Source organism: Mesobacillus sp. (assembly GCF_057785455.1).
Genome location: NZ_JBYNSB010000044.1, coordinates 86,960 through 101,291 on the forward strand (window position 1 = coordinate 86,960; position 14,332 = coordinate 101,291).

Consider the following 14,332-nt stretch of genomic DNA (forward strand, 5'->3'; position numbering starts at 1 on the left):
TGAAAAATGAAGCGTTTATTGCCGATCATCATAATGACATTTTCCACCATAACAGGGTTGTTTTTCCTGTTTTTCGTAGTCAGAATGATATGGTTCCCGCCAACTTCCATGGGGATGATGATGGGAAGGCAAATGATGTACCATCATATGCGTTTCTGGTTCGGTCAGGCTTTTTGGCTGTTCCTTATATTGCTTGGAATCGGTTTGTTGCTGTGGATGGTGTTCAACCGCATTAATCGAAAAAAATAAGTAGTCATAACCCTTTTATGCCTTCCTTGTTCACTTCAAGAACAAGGAAGGCTGTTTTATTTTATACAGTAGTGACCTATAGTGTATCAGCCAATAAGAAAATTACATATTTATTAATTTCAATTAAGGAGATGACGCAAAGAATTTTGGTATCGCATCAACGGGTCAAACCGTATTCATCAATATTTAGTGAGGATTCAAGTTCTTATATTCATAATTGAAAATGAATTAACTTACTTACTCAACTACGATAATTCCGACCATTCCGTTCTCTCTATGCCCTGGCAGGGAACAATAAAACTCATATGAACCAGTTTCAGTAGGAGTAAAAGAAATGTTTCCCTCCTCATGTGGACTAGCATGTAAATGTAGTCCATCTCCATGTGAATCATGTGAACCATGTGATGTGATGTTTTCCTGGTCGGTATTAGGCAATGTCGGCATTTTTACTATCACGATATCATGCTCTATGGAGTCGTGATTAGTAAAGGTAAGTAAGACTTTTTTGTTTTTTGACAAATTGATTTTACTTGGAGAATAGGAAAATTTTGATGGGTTAACTTGAATAGTTATTCGGTTTAATTGCTCATCCTTGTCATCAGTAGTAATTTGGGAATGGTTCTCATGTATTGGTGATTCTTTTGAAATAACCGACTCTTTATTTAATTGGTTGCCAAAATAAAAGTATCCTACTAAAACAATGAATGTAAAGATTGGCTTTAAAAGCCAACTGGTAAAAACTCTAGTATCTTTGGTTGCTTTTTGTTGGGAAAGAATCAAATACAGGAATAAGGTAGAGACAGTAATAGTCAAAAATATATTTAGAAGAGAAACTGCTTGGAGTCTTGAAATCATTTCACCAAGCATTGCACCCATCATTCCCCCCATCATTCCAGCCATAGATCCCTCAATAACCGGGAGTATCCCAAATGCAAATCCTGCAGCAATACCTACCGAAATTCCAATCAATACGGAAATAAGGGAAGAAAGGAATAAATCTCCTTGATTTAAAAACCCAAAAAGAATCCCTGAGGTTATACCAATATTCATTGATATAGCCATAGATATAACCATGGATGCCATACTCTTCATCTTTGTTCTATATTGGTATGAAAGTATGATGGAAATTAGAGTCACAAGTAATAGTGTCCCTAAAACAAAATAGTGAAATTCGTTCATTCATCTTCGACCTCCTTTATTTGGTACATCATATGTCACTCCTAGACAAGCCATTCTTAAAAAAAGAATTCTATTTAAGAATAATTATTAAAAAATTCTAAATATTTAGTATTTACAAAAGGTTAGTATGGTAGTAAGATTATTTTTAATTACTCCATGAATATACCGTAGCGGGGTAAAGTACATTTGAGGAGGGAATAGAATGGCAAAAGGACAGAAAATATTGTTTCTTGGGGTCTATGGAATGGAAGTTGTAGAGTGCGGAGGTGCATTGGCTAAGAACGTTCTAAATGGTGGAGAATCATTTGCATCCATCATGCTGTGCCGGGAAACTAGCCAACCACAGGTTAGGAATGCAGCAGAAATACTTGGAGTAAAGGATATTACATTTCTGAATTTCCAGTATGGCACCGTTGATTTAAGCGTTGAATCCAAGAAAAAAATTATAAAAATTATTAGAGAGGTTAAACCTGACATCATTATTACCCAAGATCCCGAACATTCCTTTCACGATTTGGACCCCGACCGTCGTCCGGCAATGACTTTGCTTCTCGAGTCCATCGCCCTTTCTAGCAGAGATTTTGCTTTAGATGAACTTCCAGGATTAGAACCTCATCCGATTCCAACTATTTACTACATGACACCGCACCATCCTAATACTGTCGTTGACATTACAGAAGTATGGGAGAATAAAGAACGCGCAATGGATATGCTTGAAAGTCAATTGGAATTCAGTGGCATGCATTTTGATGAAATGCTTGATCAGAAAGCAGCTGAAATTCTGTATCCAGGATTCTCAAAATTAACCAACTTTCAGGAAAAGGGAAGAGCAATACATCAAGTTCTAGATAAGGCTGTTCATGTTTATCATGGCCTTGCCACCCATGGTCATTTCGCTCTTGCGGAAGCCTATCGTAGAGAAGGGAATTTCCACTTGCAAGAATTAATGGTTTAACAAAATATAAGGGGGTTGGAAAAAATGAGGAAGTTAATATCACTTATTATTATTGCTCTTTTTGTTTTTTCTTCTGCAGGAAACAGTCTGGCTAAATCAGAAGTAGAATCACTAAAAATTGGAATTCTTAGTGATGAAAGCACGTTAAACCCTTATACTTATCAAACCGGTTATCCAGGTCTTGACTTGGTTAGCCTGCTGTATGACACTCTATTGCAACTAGACAAGGATAACAAACCAGTGCCGTGGCTTGTAAAAGAGTATAACGTCAGTGATGACGGGCTGGAGTACAGTTTTAAATTGAACGATAATATAAAATGGCATGATGGAGAAATGCTTACGTCTGATGATGTTAAGTTTACTGTAGATTATTTTATTAAACATCCTAAATCAAGATTTACCAACCCTCTTAAAAACGTTGCCTCATTAACTGTTGAAAATGAAACAGACTTTACAATGATTCTTTCAAAACCCGATCCAAACTTCTTGATTCAACCTCTTGCAGATGTACCAATTTTACCAGAGCATATTTGGTCTAAAATCTCAGCGCCTGATAGTGAAACCAATGCAATAGGAAGTGGGCCATACATTTTAAGTGAACATAAAGCTGATCAATATTATAAAATGACCGCTAACAAGGACTATTTTAAAGAAGCTCCGCCTATTCAAGAAATCATATTTCCAATCATCAAAGATACTACAGCACTTTACAATGCATTGAAATCTGGGGAAATTGATGCGATTTCATCAAATATATCTCCGGAGCTTGTTAGCCAATTCGAGTCTAATCCCTCATTAAAGATTTCACGTGGAGCAGGATTCAGCACAACATTATTCCAGCTGAATTCTGAAAAATATCCTATGACAGAAAAGCCTTTCAGACAGGCAATTGATCTTGCAATAGATAAAAAAAGTTTGGTTGATATCGTGCTTTTAGGATTTGCAGAAGTCGGCAGCCCAGGTTTTATTCATCCATCATCACCTTCATACAATAGTGAAGTAAAAACTTCTTACGATCCCGAAAAAGCAAAGAAAATCCTTGATGATGCTGGTTTCAAGGATACAAATGGGGACGGTTTCAGGGAAGACCAAAAAGGAGAAGAAATAAATTTCACAACACTAGTCCACTCTAACAATCCAATTAGAATCCGTGTTGCAGAACTGATTTCTGAAGCTATAAATGAGATAGGTATCAAAAATTCTGTAAAAGCCATGGAAGACACAACCATTATTAGTTTAATGTGGCCTGACTACGATGTTAGCAAGGGAAGAAACTTTGATATGGGAGTATTCGGCTGGTCAAACACGATGCAGCTTTTCCCTGATCGGATAGTCGAGTTGTTTTATTCAGATCCTGCAATTGGTGCTGTAAATATCGGTGGTTATAAAAACAAAGAATTTGATGCTCTGTCGGACCAACTAAGAGCGACATTTGATGAGACGGAACGACAAGAGCTTATTAATGATCTGCAATTAATGGTAGCAGATGAAGCACCAATTATTACTCTCTATTATCAGGAAATCGTCAATGCTTATAACCCTGAAAAATATGATGGTTTTGTTTTCCAAACAGGAAAAGGGATAATCAATAAGTTGTCATTTGTCTCTGGGGAAAGAAGTGAAGATGCTGCTGGGAATAACAGTAATTCCGGTGGGGAAAGTAAATCTTCTGATGAAAAAACTTCTAATGACAGCAATTCAGTAAAAGAAAATAATAACGGGATTTTAATTTTTGGCGTACTTATCGTAATAGCAGCTATAGTTTTCTTCTTATTAAAAAGGAAAAAGAAGACGAACGATAAGGATGATTTTGATTTTTAAGGAATAAAGGATCTATCCCGTAAAAATTTTTACGGGATTTTTTCCTAAACTAGCAGGAGGTGCAGAATAATGGGGAAATTTATGGCAGGCAAGCTTTTGCAATACACAATTGTTATCTTCCTAATGCTGACATTGAACTTTCTTCTGCCTAGGCTTATGCCAGGCAATCCCCTCGTATTTTTGGCAGGTGAGGATGTTGGATTAATGTCCAGCGCTGAGAAAGAAGCAATCTTGGAAAAGCATGGACTTAATGATTCCATATTTGAACAATACGTAACTTATATAAAAAATATTCTGACAGGAGAATTCGGTTTCTCCTATCAGCAAAAAAGACCGATTTCAGAGATTATTATGGAGCGCTTACCTTGGACAATGCTTCTAACAGGGCTCGGTCTTGTCCTCTCAACCATTCTAGGAGTAATGTTTGGAGCCATTTCAGCCTGGCGCAGAGGGACTAAAACTGATGCGAATTTATTGACAGTTTTTATGTTTCTAAGTGCAATGCCTTCCTTCTGGGTCGGTATGATTTTAGTTTCTATTTTTTCAGCTCAATTAGGATGGCTCCCTGTTTTCGGAGCTGAAAGTGCCTGGTCGAACTATTCGGGTATGGATAGATTCATTGATATTAGTAAACACCTTATATTACCATTAACAACTCTTATATTAATCTCAGTAACAAGCACCTTCATGATTATGAGATATTCGATGCTAAATGTTCTTGGGGAAGACTATATTATGATGGCCAAAGCAAAGGGCGTAAAAGAAAAAGTTATTAAGTATAAGCATGCCATGAGAAACGCTTTGCTTCCGGTGGCTACTGTATTTATGCTTAGTTTAGGGTTTACCTTGGGCGGGGCAACTGTAATAGAAACGGTCTTTGCATACCCGGGTGTAGGACGATTAATGTTTGAATCAGTCCTAAGCAGAGATTACCCACTGATTCAGGCGACATTCCTGATTATTACCTTCAGTGTTGTCATTGCCAATTTCTTGGCGGATTTACTTTATCCTTTACTTGATCCGAAGGTGGGAAGCCGAAATGGGTAATAAAAAATGGAGAAAGTATTGGCATGTACTTACATCTAATAATATCGGTATAGTCGGATTAGGACTTTTAATTATATTTTTGGCGATAGCTGTTTTCGCTCCTTTACTTGCACCATTTGACCCGACTGAACGTGTGGGAACACCATTTACGAAACCTAACAGTCAATTTCTCCTGGGTACCAATGACGTAGGACAGGATATTTTAAGTGAATTGCTGTATGGGACTAGAATTTCATTATTAATTGGTGTCCTTGCTGCCTTTATTTCAATTCTTCTTGGATGCCTTATCGGTGTAATATCAGGGTATTACGGCGGAAAAGTAGATGCTCTTTTAATGAGATTAGTAGACCTTGTTCTTGTTATCCCGTTTTTGCCTCTTATGATTTTATTGGCAGCCTTTATAGGTCCAAGTTTTTGGAATATCATTTTGGTTATAAGCTTAATTTCTTGGGCGAGCCCAGCAAGGGTTATAAGATCACAGGTATTAACGCTAAAAACAAAAGGGTATGTCGAAGCCGCCAAATCAATCGGCACAAATATTAAGGTCATATTAGGCCGGCATATTTTGCCTGGTGTTATCCCAATTGCACTTTCCCAATTTGTATTAGCAGCAAGTCATTCTATTTTAATTGAAGCCTCTCTAAGCTTTTTGGGTCTAGGAGACCCTTTTACTAAGAGCTGGGGAACGATTTTATATTATGCCCAGGCAAGGGGAGCGTTCTTGACGGATGCATGGATCTGGTGGATACTTCCTCCTGGCTTACTCATCACCACACTGGTAATAGGATTTGCTTTTACTGGCTATTCATTGGAAGAAGTTATGAATCCGCGACTGAGAAGGGGGCGTTAGCATATGACTGCTGTATTAACTGTAGAGAATCTCTCGACTTTCTTTAAAACCGAAAAGGGAATTGCCCGTGCTGTAGAAAACGTTTCATTCTCTGTTGAAGAGGGAGAAATGCTTGGACTGATTGGAGAGTCGGGATGCGGGAAAACGACCGTTGCCCAATCGATTCTAAGATTAATAGAGTTTCCCGGAAAAGTGGTGGCTGGAAGTGTTCATTTAAATGGCAGGGATTTGCTTAAAGCCTCCGATTCTGAACTAAATTCTTTAAGATGGAAGGATCTTTCTGTCATACCACAAAGTGCGATGAATGCACTAAATCCCGTTTATACAATAGGCGATCAAATTATGGAAGCCATTTTGCTCCATGAAAGAGTAAGCAAAAGAGAAGCACTGGCACGGACGATGACCCTACTTGAGCTTGTCGGAATCGATGGTGACCGATGGAAAAGCTATCCCCACGAATTCAGCGGAGGGATGAAGCAGCGCGTGGCCATTGCCATGTCCCTTGCTTGTTCTCCCAAACTGGTAATTTCCGATGAATCAACGACAGGACTAGATGTATTAACCCAGGCACAGGTTATAGCATTAATTAAAAACCTTCAGAGAAAGATGGATTTATCAGTAATCCTAATTTCACATGATTTGCCGATGGTCACTGCTATTTGCGACAAAATTGCAATCATGTATGCAGGGAAAATTGTTGAGCTTGCCTCAACAGAGGATATATTGAATGATACAAGACATCCTTATTCAAAGGCTTTATTACAAGCGACTCCTGACCTGTCCGATCCTGATCGGGAAGTGATTTCGATACCAGGCAGTGTTCCTAATCTAGTAAACATTCCACAATGTTGCAGGTTTCATACTCGATGTGCGTTTGCCTTTGACCGCTGCAGAAAAGAAACACCTGAGTTCAGGGAAGTAAAGACCGGCCACTTTTCCGCATGCTTTCTTGAGGAGGAGGAAAATGGATAATTCAATTTTACTGAAAGTAAGAGATTTGAAGAAAACTTTTGTAAAAAAAACTGGATCGATTTTAAACCGGAAACTGCAAAATGTTTACGCCGTCCATAATGTTAGCTTTGAGATTAAAAAAGGGGAAATTCTAGGGATCATCGGGGAAAGTGGCTGTGGAAAAACTACAACAGCGCGAATGGTGATGCGGCTGATGAAGGAAACCAGCGGGGAAATCCTTTTTGAAGGAAGAGATTTATGCAAATTAAGTGATTCAGAGACAAACAGGTTGAGAAGTAAAATGCAAATGATCTTTCAGGATCCATATGATACTCTCAATCCTGGGATGACAATAATGGACATTTTAATGGAACCAATCAATGCCCACGAAAAACACCTCCCACATGATGAGAAAGTTCGAAGGGTGAAAGAGGCGATTGAATCAATTGAGCTGAGGCCCGCTGAAGACTATATGGAGAGGTTTCCACACCAGCTGAGTGGCGGGCAGAGGCAAAGGATTGCTATAGCAAGAGCTGTGATTCTGGAACCACTATTTATTGCAGCTGATGAACCTACTTCTATGCTTGATGTTTCTGTCCGAGCAGGTATTTTAAACCTCCTTCTCGAACTTAAGAAGAAAATGGGCCTAACCATGATGCTGATTACACATGACCTATCGACAGCAAGTTATATGTGTGACCGAATTGCTGTCATGTACCAGGGTAAAATTATCGAGGTCGGGCCAACCAAGAAAATCATCCAGTCTCCTTCACATCCATACACAAAGGCACTAGTTTCGGTAGTAAAAGATCTCAATTACTTTATCCAAAATCGAGAAAAGTTAATTCTAGATGGTGAAGTAGATGCAACCGAAGAGACAGCAGGATGCCCATTTGTAAAAAGATGTCCATACCAGGAGGATATTTGTAACAGTGAAATGCCGAAACAGGAATCTCTAGGAGCGGGCCATGCAGTATCTTGTCACTGCCATAGTAATCTACTTGAAAAAACTTCTTAGGAAAGGGAGTTTTAAATTGAACAACGAAAAGAAAATAAAAGTCGCTGTTAATGGCGGCATTGATTTCGGGTCCAAACTGACTGCTAATCAGCTTCGAATACTTGCAAAATATATGGAAGACGACCAGGAGCTTGAGCTTACAACCTTCCAGCAGCTTTATATTGACATTCCTGAAAGTAAAAAGGATGAAATTATTACGGATTTTGAGTCAGTCGGGTTACACTGCTACCCGGTCGGCAATTTTGTAAAGAGCCTTAGAACCTGCAACTTTTGTAAAGGTGCAGAGGAAGAGGGAATGCCTGTCGCAACCGAACTTAATAAGAGAATTGCCGGAAAACCTGTTCCGTTTACCCTAAAACCAGCATACACCGGCTGTCCTGTTGGCTGTGGAGAGCCTTTGGTTAATGATATTGGAGTTATGAAAATAAATGGGAATCAATATAATCTTTATATTGGCGGGAAAACAAAAGGAGAGGATGCCGAGGCAGGAAGCTTATTTAAGGAAAATCTAAATCCTGAAGAACTTTATACTACAGTCGAAGAAATTATTAGGGTATATGGGGAAAAAGGGAAGAAACGAGAGCCTTTCCATAAATTTTTAAAGAGATTCGGAAAAGAAGAACTCATTGAAAATATAAGTCAGGTATAAGGGGGAATGGACATGGGTGTAGAGGCGGCTAATGAACAAGTATTACCACCAACTGGTTGCTCTACAAATCATCGAAAGAGCCATCATTCAGAAAAAATAAAAAAGAACCTTGATTCAAGGCTAAATCGGATTGAAGGACAAATCCGTGGAGTTAAAAGATTAATTGAAAATGATACCTACTGTGACGATGTGATAACTCAATTATCCGCCATCCAATCTGCTTTAAACAGCGTGGCAAGTCTTCTTCTTGAAGGACATTTAAAAAGCTGCGTCCTAGAAAGGATCAATGAAGGAGATACTGAAGTCATTGATGAGGTCCTAGTTACCTTCCAGAGGTTGCTGAAAAAGTAATAGAGAAAGAAAACCGGGAGGGATTTTCGGTGGCTCAACCAGAGACCGCTGGTAAACAAAGTACGAAACAAAAGATTAGTATCATCTTAGCTTTAGCTATTCCAGCTATGGTTGAGAATACCTTGCAAATGGTGGTCGGTTTTGTGGATACCCTGTTTGTTGCCAGACTCGGTTTAAACGAAGTGACAGCTGTTGGGATAGCGAATGCGGTTTTAGCCGTTTATATTGCAATTTTTATGGCAATAGGGGTGGGAACTTCTTCGCTAATTGCCAGGAGCATCGGATCAGGCGACATCGAAAAAGCAAAATCGATTGCCAGGCAATCCACTTTTATTTCTATTTTGGCGGGAATGATATTCGGTATCATTTCCGTTTTTTTTAGTGAACCGTTGCTTAAAATGATGGGAGCAGAATCAGATGTTTTAAGAGATGGGTCCATATATTTACAGATTGTTGGAATTCCGTCCGTCTTTATTTCATTGATGTTCAATTTTGGCAGCATACTAAGGGCTGCTGGGGATACAAAAACACCTATGAAAGTAAGCTGGTGGATCAATTTAATTCATATTGGTCTAGATTATGTCCTGATTTTTGGCTTATTTAAGTTGGATGGATTTGGTGTAGCTGGAGCAGCTTGGGCAACTGTCATTGTAAGGCTTTTGGGGTCAGCTGCGTTGTATCATCATATAAAAAAATCTCCGGTTTCTTTTTCTTTCTCTGGCGAATCTTCCAAAGGAGATTCATTTGCTATCTTAACATTATCTGCCCCTGCAGCAATTGAGAGATTAATTATGCGTCTTGGCCAGGTGGTTTATTTTGGCCTGATCGTGAAAATAGGGGCAGAAACGTATGCTGCCCACACAATTGCAGGGAATATTGAAACATTTTCATATATGCCGGGTTACGGTCTTGCAATAGCAGCCACCACCCTTGTTGGCCAAAGGATCGGTGCTAGACAGTATAGGGACGCATATGAATTTGGTTTTTTAACTACGGGATTAGCAATTGGATTTATGTCATTAATTGGCTTGGTGTTGTTCTTTTTATCTCCATGGTTTGCTTCCTGGTTTACTACGGACCTACATGCTAGAGGCATGGTTGTAACCGCGCTGAAAATTGATGCTTTTGCACAGCCTGCATTGGCTGTGGGTTTAGTTTTAGCAGGTGCACTTCAGGGTGCCGGAGACACTAAAAGTCCGATGTACAGCACCGCACTTGGTATGTGGGTGATTAGGATAATCGGAGTTTATATCCTTGGGATACATTTCGGCATGGGGATAGCGGGAATATGGATTTCAATTGCGATTGATTTATATGCAAGGGCAGCTTTTTTGTTTTATCAATTTAAAAAACACTTTAAAAAAATAGAAGAAAAAAACTTAGGGGTTAACTGAATCAATTTTTATAAGTTTATTTATCGCTGTATGTATTAATCTACATTTCTAATTTTGAAAATTCTATTTATAATTTCTTGACCATCCATTAATGGCTATTAAAAGTTATTTTAATTCTGCACTCACATATACTATAGAGGGGTAATGTATATTGAGAACAGTAGGAGGTTTTGCTTATAGATTTCAAGAGGTTTACTTGGAATGATGAGGTTTCGGGTCTAAAACATAATAGGGGGAAACACAATGCTTAATTTTGGGAAACGCTTATCATTTTTCAGCTTACTTTGTGTACTGATATTAGTATTTAGTGCCTGTAATAATAGTCAAGTCAATACTCCTGCTAATAAAGAAAAGAATGAAGAAAAAACAAGCAGTTCTAATAAAGAGCAAGTTATTACAGTCAATGCGTTAAGTGAACCGCCTAGTCTTGAACCAGCACTGATTGATAACCAGACTGCAGGGGATATTTCAAATCAATTATTCGAGGGTTTGATCCGATTGGACAAAGAAGGAAACATAGTTCCTGGTGTTGCAGAAAAGTGGGACATTTCTGATGACGGAACTGTTTATACTTTCTATTTTAATAAGAATGCTAAGTGGTCAAATGGTGACCTTGTGACTGCTAAGGATTTTGTCTATTCGTGGGAGAAGGTTTTACGTCCAGAAGTAGCTTCACCTCTTGGCAGTAACTTGTTCTTTATTAAAAATGGAGCAGCATACAATGAAGGATCATTGAAGGATTCATCCCAGCTAGGGGTAAAGGCTGTTGATGAATATACACTGGAGGTTACTTTAGAAAAACCTACTTCCTTTTTCTTAGGTTTAACTGCTTTCTTTACATTATTACCTGTCCATGAAAAAACGGATAAAGCAAATCCAGAGTGGGCTTCTGAAGCTGAAACCTTTGTTTCTAACGGACCTTTTAAAATTGAGAGTTGGAAACACGGCCAAGAATTAATTATGGTTCCAAATGAAAATTATTGGGGCAAGGATGTGGTTAAGCTTGAAAAGTTAAAGTGGGTAATGGTGAATGAACAAAATACTGAATATGCTATGTACCAATCGAACGAGCTCGATTTTTCTGCCAATATCCCAAATTCAATAAGAAGTAAATTAATCGCTTCAGGTGAAGCAAAAACAGCGCCAAGCGCAAGTTTAGCTTATATAAGATTTAATCATGAGGATCGAATTTTTAAAAATGAAAAAATCCGTAAAGCATTAGGGCTTGCCCTTGATAGAAAACTTTTGGTCGAAAAAGTGACACAGGGAGGAGAAGTTCCCGCTCTTGGTTTAATACCATTAGGATTGAGCAGTGGTGCAGGAGAATTCAGGGAATTAGCTGGAGACTCCTTGTTTAAGGATAATGATTTAGACACAGCAAAACAACTTCTGAAAGAAGGACTCGAAGAACTGGGGCTTTCTACATTGCCTAAAATTAATCTGCTTTTTTATACAGACGATACTTACAATAAACTTTCTCAAGCAATGCAGGAAATGTGGAAGAAAAACTTAGGAATTGATACAGAGCTCCAAACGATGGAACGTAAGGTATTTGTTCAAAATGTTCAAGCCGGTGAGTACCAATTAGCTTTGTACAGTACTGGCGCAGACTATGATGATGCAAGCAATTTAATGGGACAATTCATGAGTGGGGATGTCTATAACTATAGCAACATTTCTATTCCTGATTACGATCAATTAATGGAAAAAGCAGAAGCGGAATTGAACCTGGAGAAGCGAGCGGGGTATTTGGTCGAAGCTGAAAAGGTTCTAATAGACCAAATGGCAATTTCCCCACTTTATTACCGTACAAAAGTTTACTTGCAAAAGGACTATATCGAAGGAGTCTATCAGTATACAATTCAGGCAATTGATTTCCGGGAGGCAATTGTTAAGTAGTAAAAATGGTGGCACGCTAAGCGGCTAGAATGCTGAAAGAGTGTACAATGAGTACACTTTTTCAGTTGTTTTGCCTAAAATCATAAAGGAGGGGGAATATGCGGCAATTTATTACCAGGAGAATTATTAGTGTTATCTTAACTTTATTTGTCATTATTTCGCTTACCTTTTTATTGATGTACGCAATACCCGGTGATCCTTTTACAAGTGAAAATCGCATTCCAGAGCAGGTAGTTGAAAACTTAAAAGAGCATTATGGACTTAATGATCCCTTGTTTATACAATATTTTAAATATCTAAAGGGAGCATTATTGATGGACTTTGGTCCTTCAATCAAATGGGATAACCAGACAGTTAACCAATTAATTGCTAACGGATTTCCTGTTTCGGCCATGATAGGTATTCAAGCCATTCTTATAGCTGCATTCTTTGGTATCGTTTTAGGTATTCTCGCAGCTTTTCGTCACAATAGTGCAATTGACTATTTTTCGATGATTATTGCCATACTTGGCCTTTCCGTCCCTAGCTTCATTTTTGCTACAATATTAATCAATTTTTTTGCTATAAAGCTGCAATGGTTCCCTGTCGCAACATGGGGTACATGGAAACACTCCGTTTTGCCAAGCATTGCTCTTGCTGTTACACCGATGGCTTATATTGCACGACTTACTAGATCAAGTATTTTAGAAGTACTTTCGATGGATTATATTCAAACTGCCATGGCTAAAGGAGTGACTGGTTTCAGATTTATTTTTAAGCATGTACTTCGTAATGCAATGATTCCAGTTGTAACGATACTTGGTCCCATTACAGCTACAGTATTGACTGGAAGCTTTGTCATAGAACAAATCTTCGGTATTCCAGGCTTGGGGAAATATTTTGTTGAGGGCATCACTGATAGAGATTATCCATTAATTTTGGGAACGACTGTTTTTTATAGTGCTATATTAATATTCTTTATTATATTAGTCGACCTTGCATACGTTCTGATCGATCCAAGAATAAAACTTATCAAAAGGAGGGGATAGATGATGCAGCAAGTGCCAGACGATCTTTTTGTTCTAAGGAAAAAAAACAAAGAAGAAAAGGCCGATAGTAAACCTAGTGAATCGTTTTGGATAGATGCGATAAGCATACTGGGGCAAAACAAGCTTGCTATGACTGGACTTGCCATTAATATTGGTTTGATCGTAATGGCAATTATAGGTCCAATGCTGGTTCCCTATTCGTATTCAGATCAAAATCTGTTAAATTCCAATCTCCCTCCATCATTTGATTATTGGTTTGGAACGGATGATTTAGGTAGAGATTTATTTTCCAGGACCTGGGTAGGAGCAAGAATTTCCCTTTTTATTGGTATAACAGCAGTAGTTTTGGATTTGATAATCGGAATTATATGGGGAGGAATCGCAGCATATAAAGGCGGAAAAACTGATGAAGTGATGATGAGAATCGTAGATATACTTTATGGACTGCCTCATTTGCTGGTGACAATTTTATTGATGGTCGTATTAAAGCCTGGATTACTCACTATTATAATTGCAATGGCTGCAACGGGATGGATTGGAATGGCGCGTCTAGTTCGCGGTGAAATACTGAGATTGAAAGAATCTGAATTTGTAATGGCATCCCAAGTATTAGGAGGGAGTTTTTTTCGGGTCTTGTTTAAGCACCTTATTCCAAATGCTATGGGCCCTATAATAGTGAGCATGACATTATCTGTTCCTGGTGCAATTTTTGCGGAAGCCACTTTAAGCTTTCTTGGACTAGGTGTTCCTGTACCGCTTGCGAGCTGGGGAACGATGACATCAGAAGGTCTCGTCACCTTATTGACAGGTGAAATATGGAGGCTGTTTTTTCCCGCATTATTTATTTCATTAACGATGTTTTCATTTAATGTATTGGGTGATGGTCTGAGGGATGCGCTGGATCCGAAATTCAGAAAATAACTCTTTTACTCAATGAAAGG

General features: G+C 38.5%; 14 protein-coding genes. 13 read left to right on the top strand and 1 reads right to left on the bottom strand.

Going from position 1 to position 14,332, the window contains the following annotated elements:
* Positions 1 to 6: 6 nt before the first annotated feature.
* Entirely contained in the window at positions 7 to 249 is a 243-nt protein-coding gene (locus AC3EBE_RS17670; protein ID WP_214904561.1) for a hypothetical protein, read from the top strand.
* 237 nt (positions 250 to 486) lie between these two features.
* Here the strand turns inward: AC3EBE_RS17670 and AC3EBE_RS17675 are convergent, their stop codons facing one another.
* Positions 487 to 1,428, bottom strand: coding sequence for a plastocyanin/azurin family copper-binding protein (locus tag AC3EBE_RS17675; protein WP_286182730.1), 942 nt, complete (start codon positions 1,426 to 1,428; stop codon positions 487 to 489).
* 202 nt (positions 1,429 to 1,630) lie between these two features.
* On the opposite strand from AC3EBE_RS17675, the gene AC3EBE_RS17680 reads away from it, so the two are divergent.
* The 12 genes from AC3EBE_RS17680 to AC3EBE_RS17735 all read left to right on the top strand — a co-directional run bounded on the left by AC3EBE_RS17680 (position 1,631) and on the right by AC3EBE_RS17735 (position 14,312).
* Positions 1,631 to 2,383: a PIG-L deacetylase family protein gene (locus AC3EBE_RS17680; protein ID WP_488596354.1), complete on the top strand. Its 753-nt coding sequence runs from the start codon at positions 1,631 to 1,633 to the stop codon at positions 2,381 to 2,383.
* A gap of 24 nt (positions 2,384 to 2,407) precedes the next feature.
* Positions 2,408 to 4,204: an ABC transporter substrate-binding protein gene (locus AC3EBE_RS17685; RefSeq protein WP_488596355.1), complete on the top strand. Its 1,797-nt coding sequence runs from the start codon at positions 2,408 to 2,410 to the stop codon at positions 4,202 to 4,204.
* 69 nt (positions 4,205 to 4,273) lie between these two features.
* Positions 4,274 to 5,251 carry an ABC transporter permease gene (locus AC3EBE_RS17690; RefSeq protein WP_214705842.1) on the top strand — a complete coding sequence of 326 codons (978 nt, stop codon included), beginning with the start codon at positions 4,274 to 4,276 and terminating at the stop codon, positions 5,249 to 5,251.
* Positions 5,244 to 6,101, top strand: a complete 858-nt coding sequence (locus AC3EBE_RS17695; RefSeq protein WP_214738066.1) for an ABC transporter permease — start codon at positions 5,244 to 5,246, stop codon at positions 6,099 to 6,101. The genes AC3EBE_RS17690 and AC3EBE_RS17695 overlap by 8 nt, the downstream gene beginning before the upstream one ends.
* 3 nt (positions 6,102 to 6,104) lie before the next feature.
* Entirely contained in the window at positions 6,105 to 7,073 is a 969-nt protein-coding gene (locus AC3EBE_RS17700; protein ID WP_488596356.1) for an ABC transporter ATP-binding protein, read from the top strand.
* The gene (locus AC3EBE_RS17705) at positions 7,066 to 8,070 is read left to right on the top strand and encodes an ABC transporter ATP-binding protein (RefSeq protein ID WP_488596357.1); all 1,005 of its coding nucleotides are present in this window, start codon (positions 7,066 to 7,068) and stop codon (positions 8,068 to 8,070) included. The genes AC3EBE_RS17700 and AC3EBE_RS17705 overlap by 8 nt, the downstream gene beginning before the upstream one ends.
* A 16-nt stretch (positions 8,071 to 8,086) precedes the next feature.
* Positions 8,087 to 8,719 carry a nitrite reductase gene (locus AC3EBE_RS17710; protein WP_488596358.1) on the top strand — a complete coding sequence of 211 codons (633 nt, stop codon included), beginning with the start codon at positions 8,087 to 8,089 and terminating at the stop codon, positions 8,717 to 8,719.
* 12 nt (positions 8,720 to 8,731) lie between these two features.
* Entirely contained in the window at positions 8,732 to 9,070 is a 339-nt protein-coding gene (locus AC3EBE_RS17715; RefSeq protein WP_192472109.1) for a metal-sensitive transcriptional regulator, read from the top strand.
* 29 nt (positions 9,071 to 9,099) lie between these two features.
* On the top strand, positions 9,100 to 10,464 hold the full coding sequence (locus tag AC3EBE_RS17720; protein ID WP_488596359.1) for an MATE family efflux transporter: 1,365 nt from the start codon (positions 9,100 to 9,102) through the stop codon (positions 10,462 to 10,464).
* Between the two features lie 243 nt (positions 10,465 to 10,707).
* Positions 10,708 to 12,363, top strand: a complete 1,656-nt coding sequence (locus AC3EBE_RS17725) for a peptide ABC transporter substrate-binding protein (RefSeq protein ID WP_488596360.1) — start codon at positions 10,708 to 10,710, stop codon at positions 12,361 to 12,363.
* A gap of 98 nt (positions 12,364 to 12,461) precedes the next feature.
* Positions 12,462 to 13,391 (top strand): ABC transporter permease, encoded by a 930-nt coding sequence (locus AC3EBE_RS17730; protein WP_214738076.1) that lies wholly within the window; start codon positions 12,462 to 12,464, stop codon positions 13,389 to 13,391.
* 3 nt (positions 13,392 to 13,394) lie between these two features.
* The gene (locus AC3EBE_RS17735; RefSeq protein WP_488596400.1) at positions 13,395 to 14,312 is read left to right on the top strand and encodes an ABC transporter permease; all 918 of its coding nucleotides are present in this window, start codon (positions 13,395 to 13,397) and stop codon (positions 14,310 to 14,312) included.
* Positions 14,313 to 14,332 lie beyond the last annotated feature (20 nt).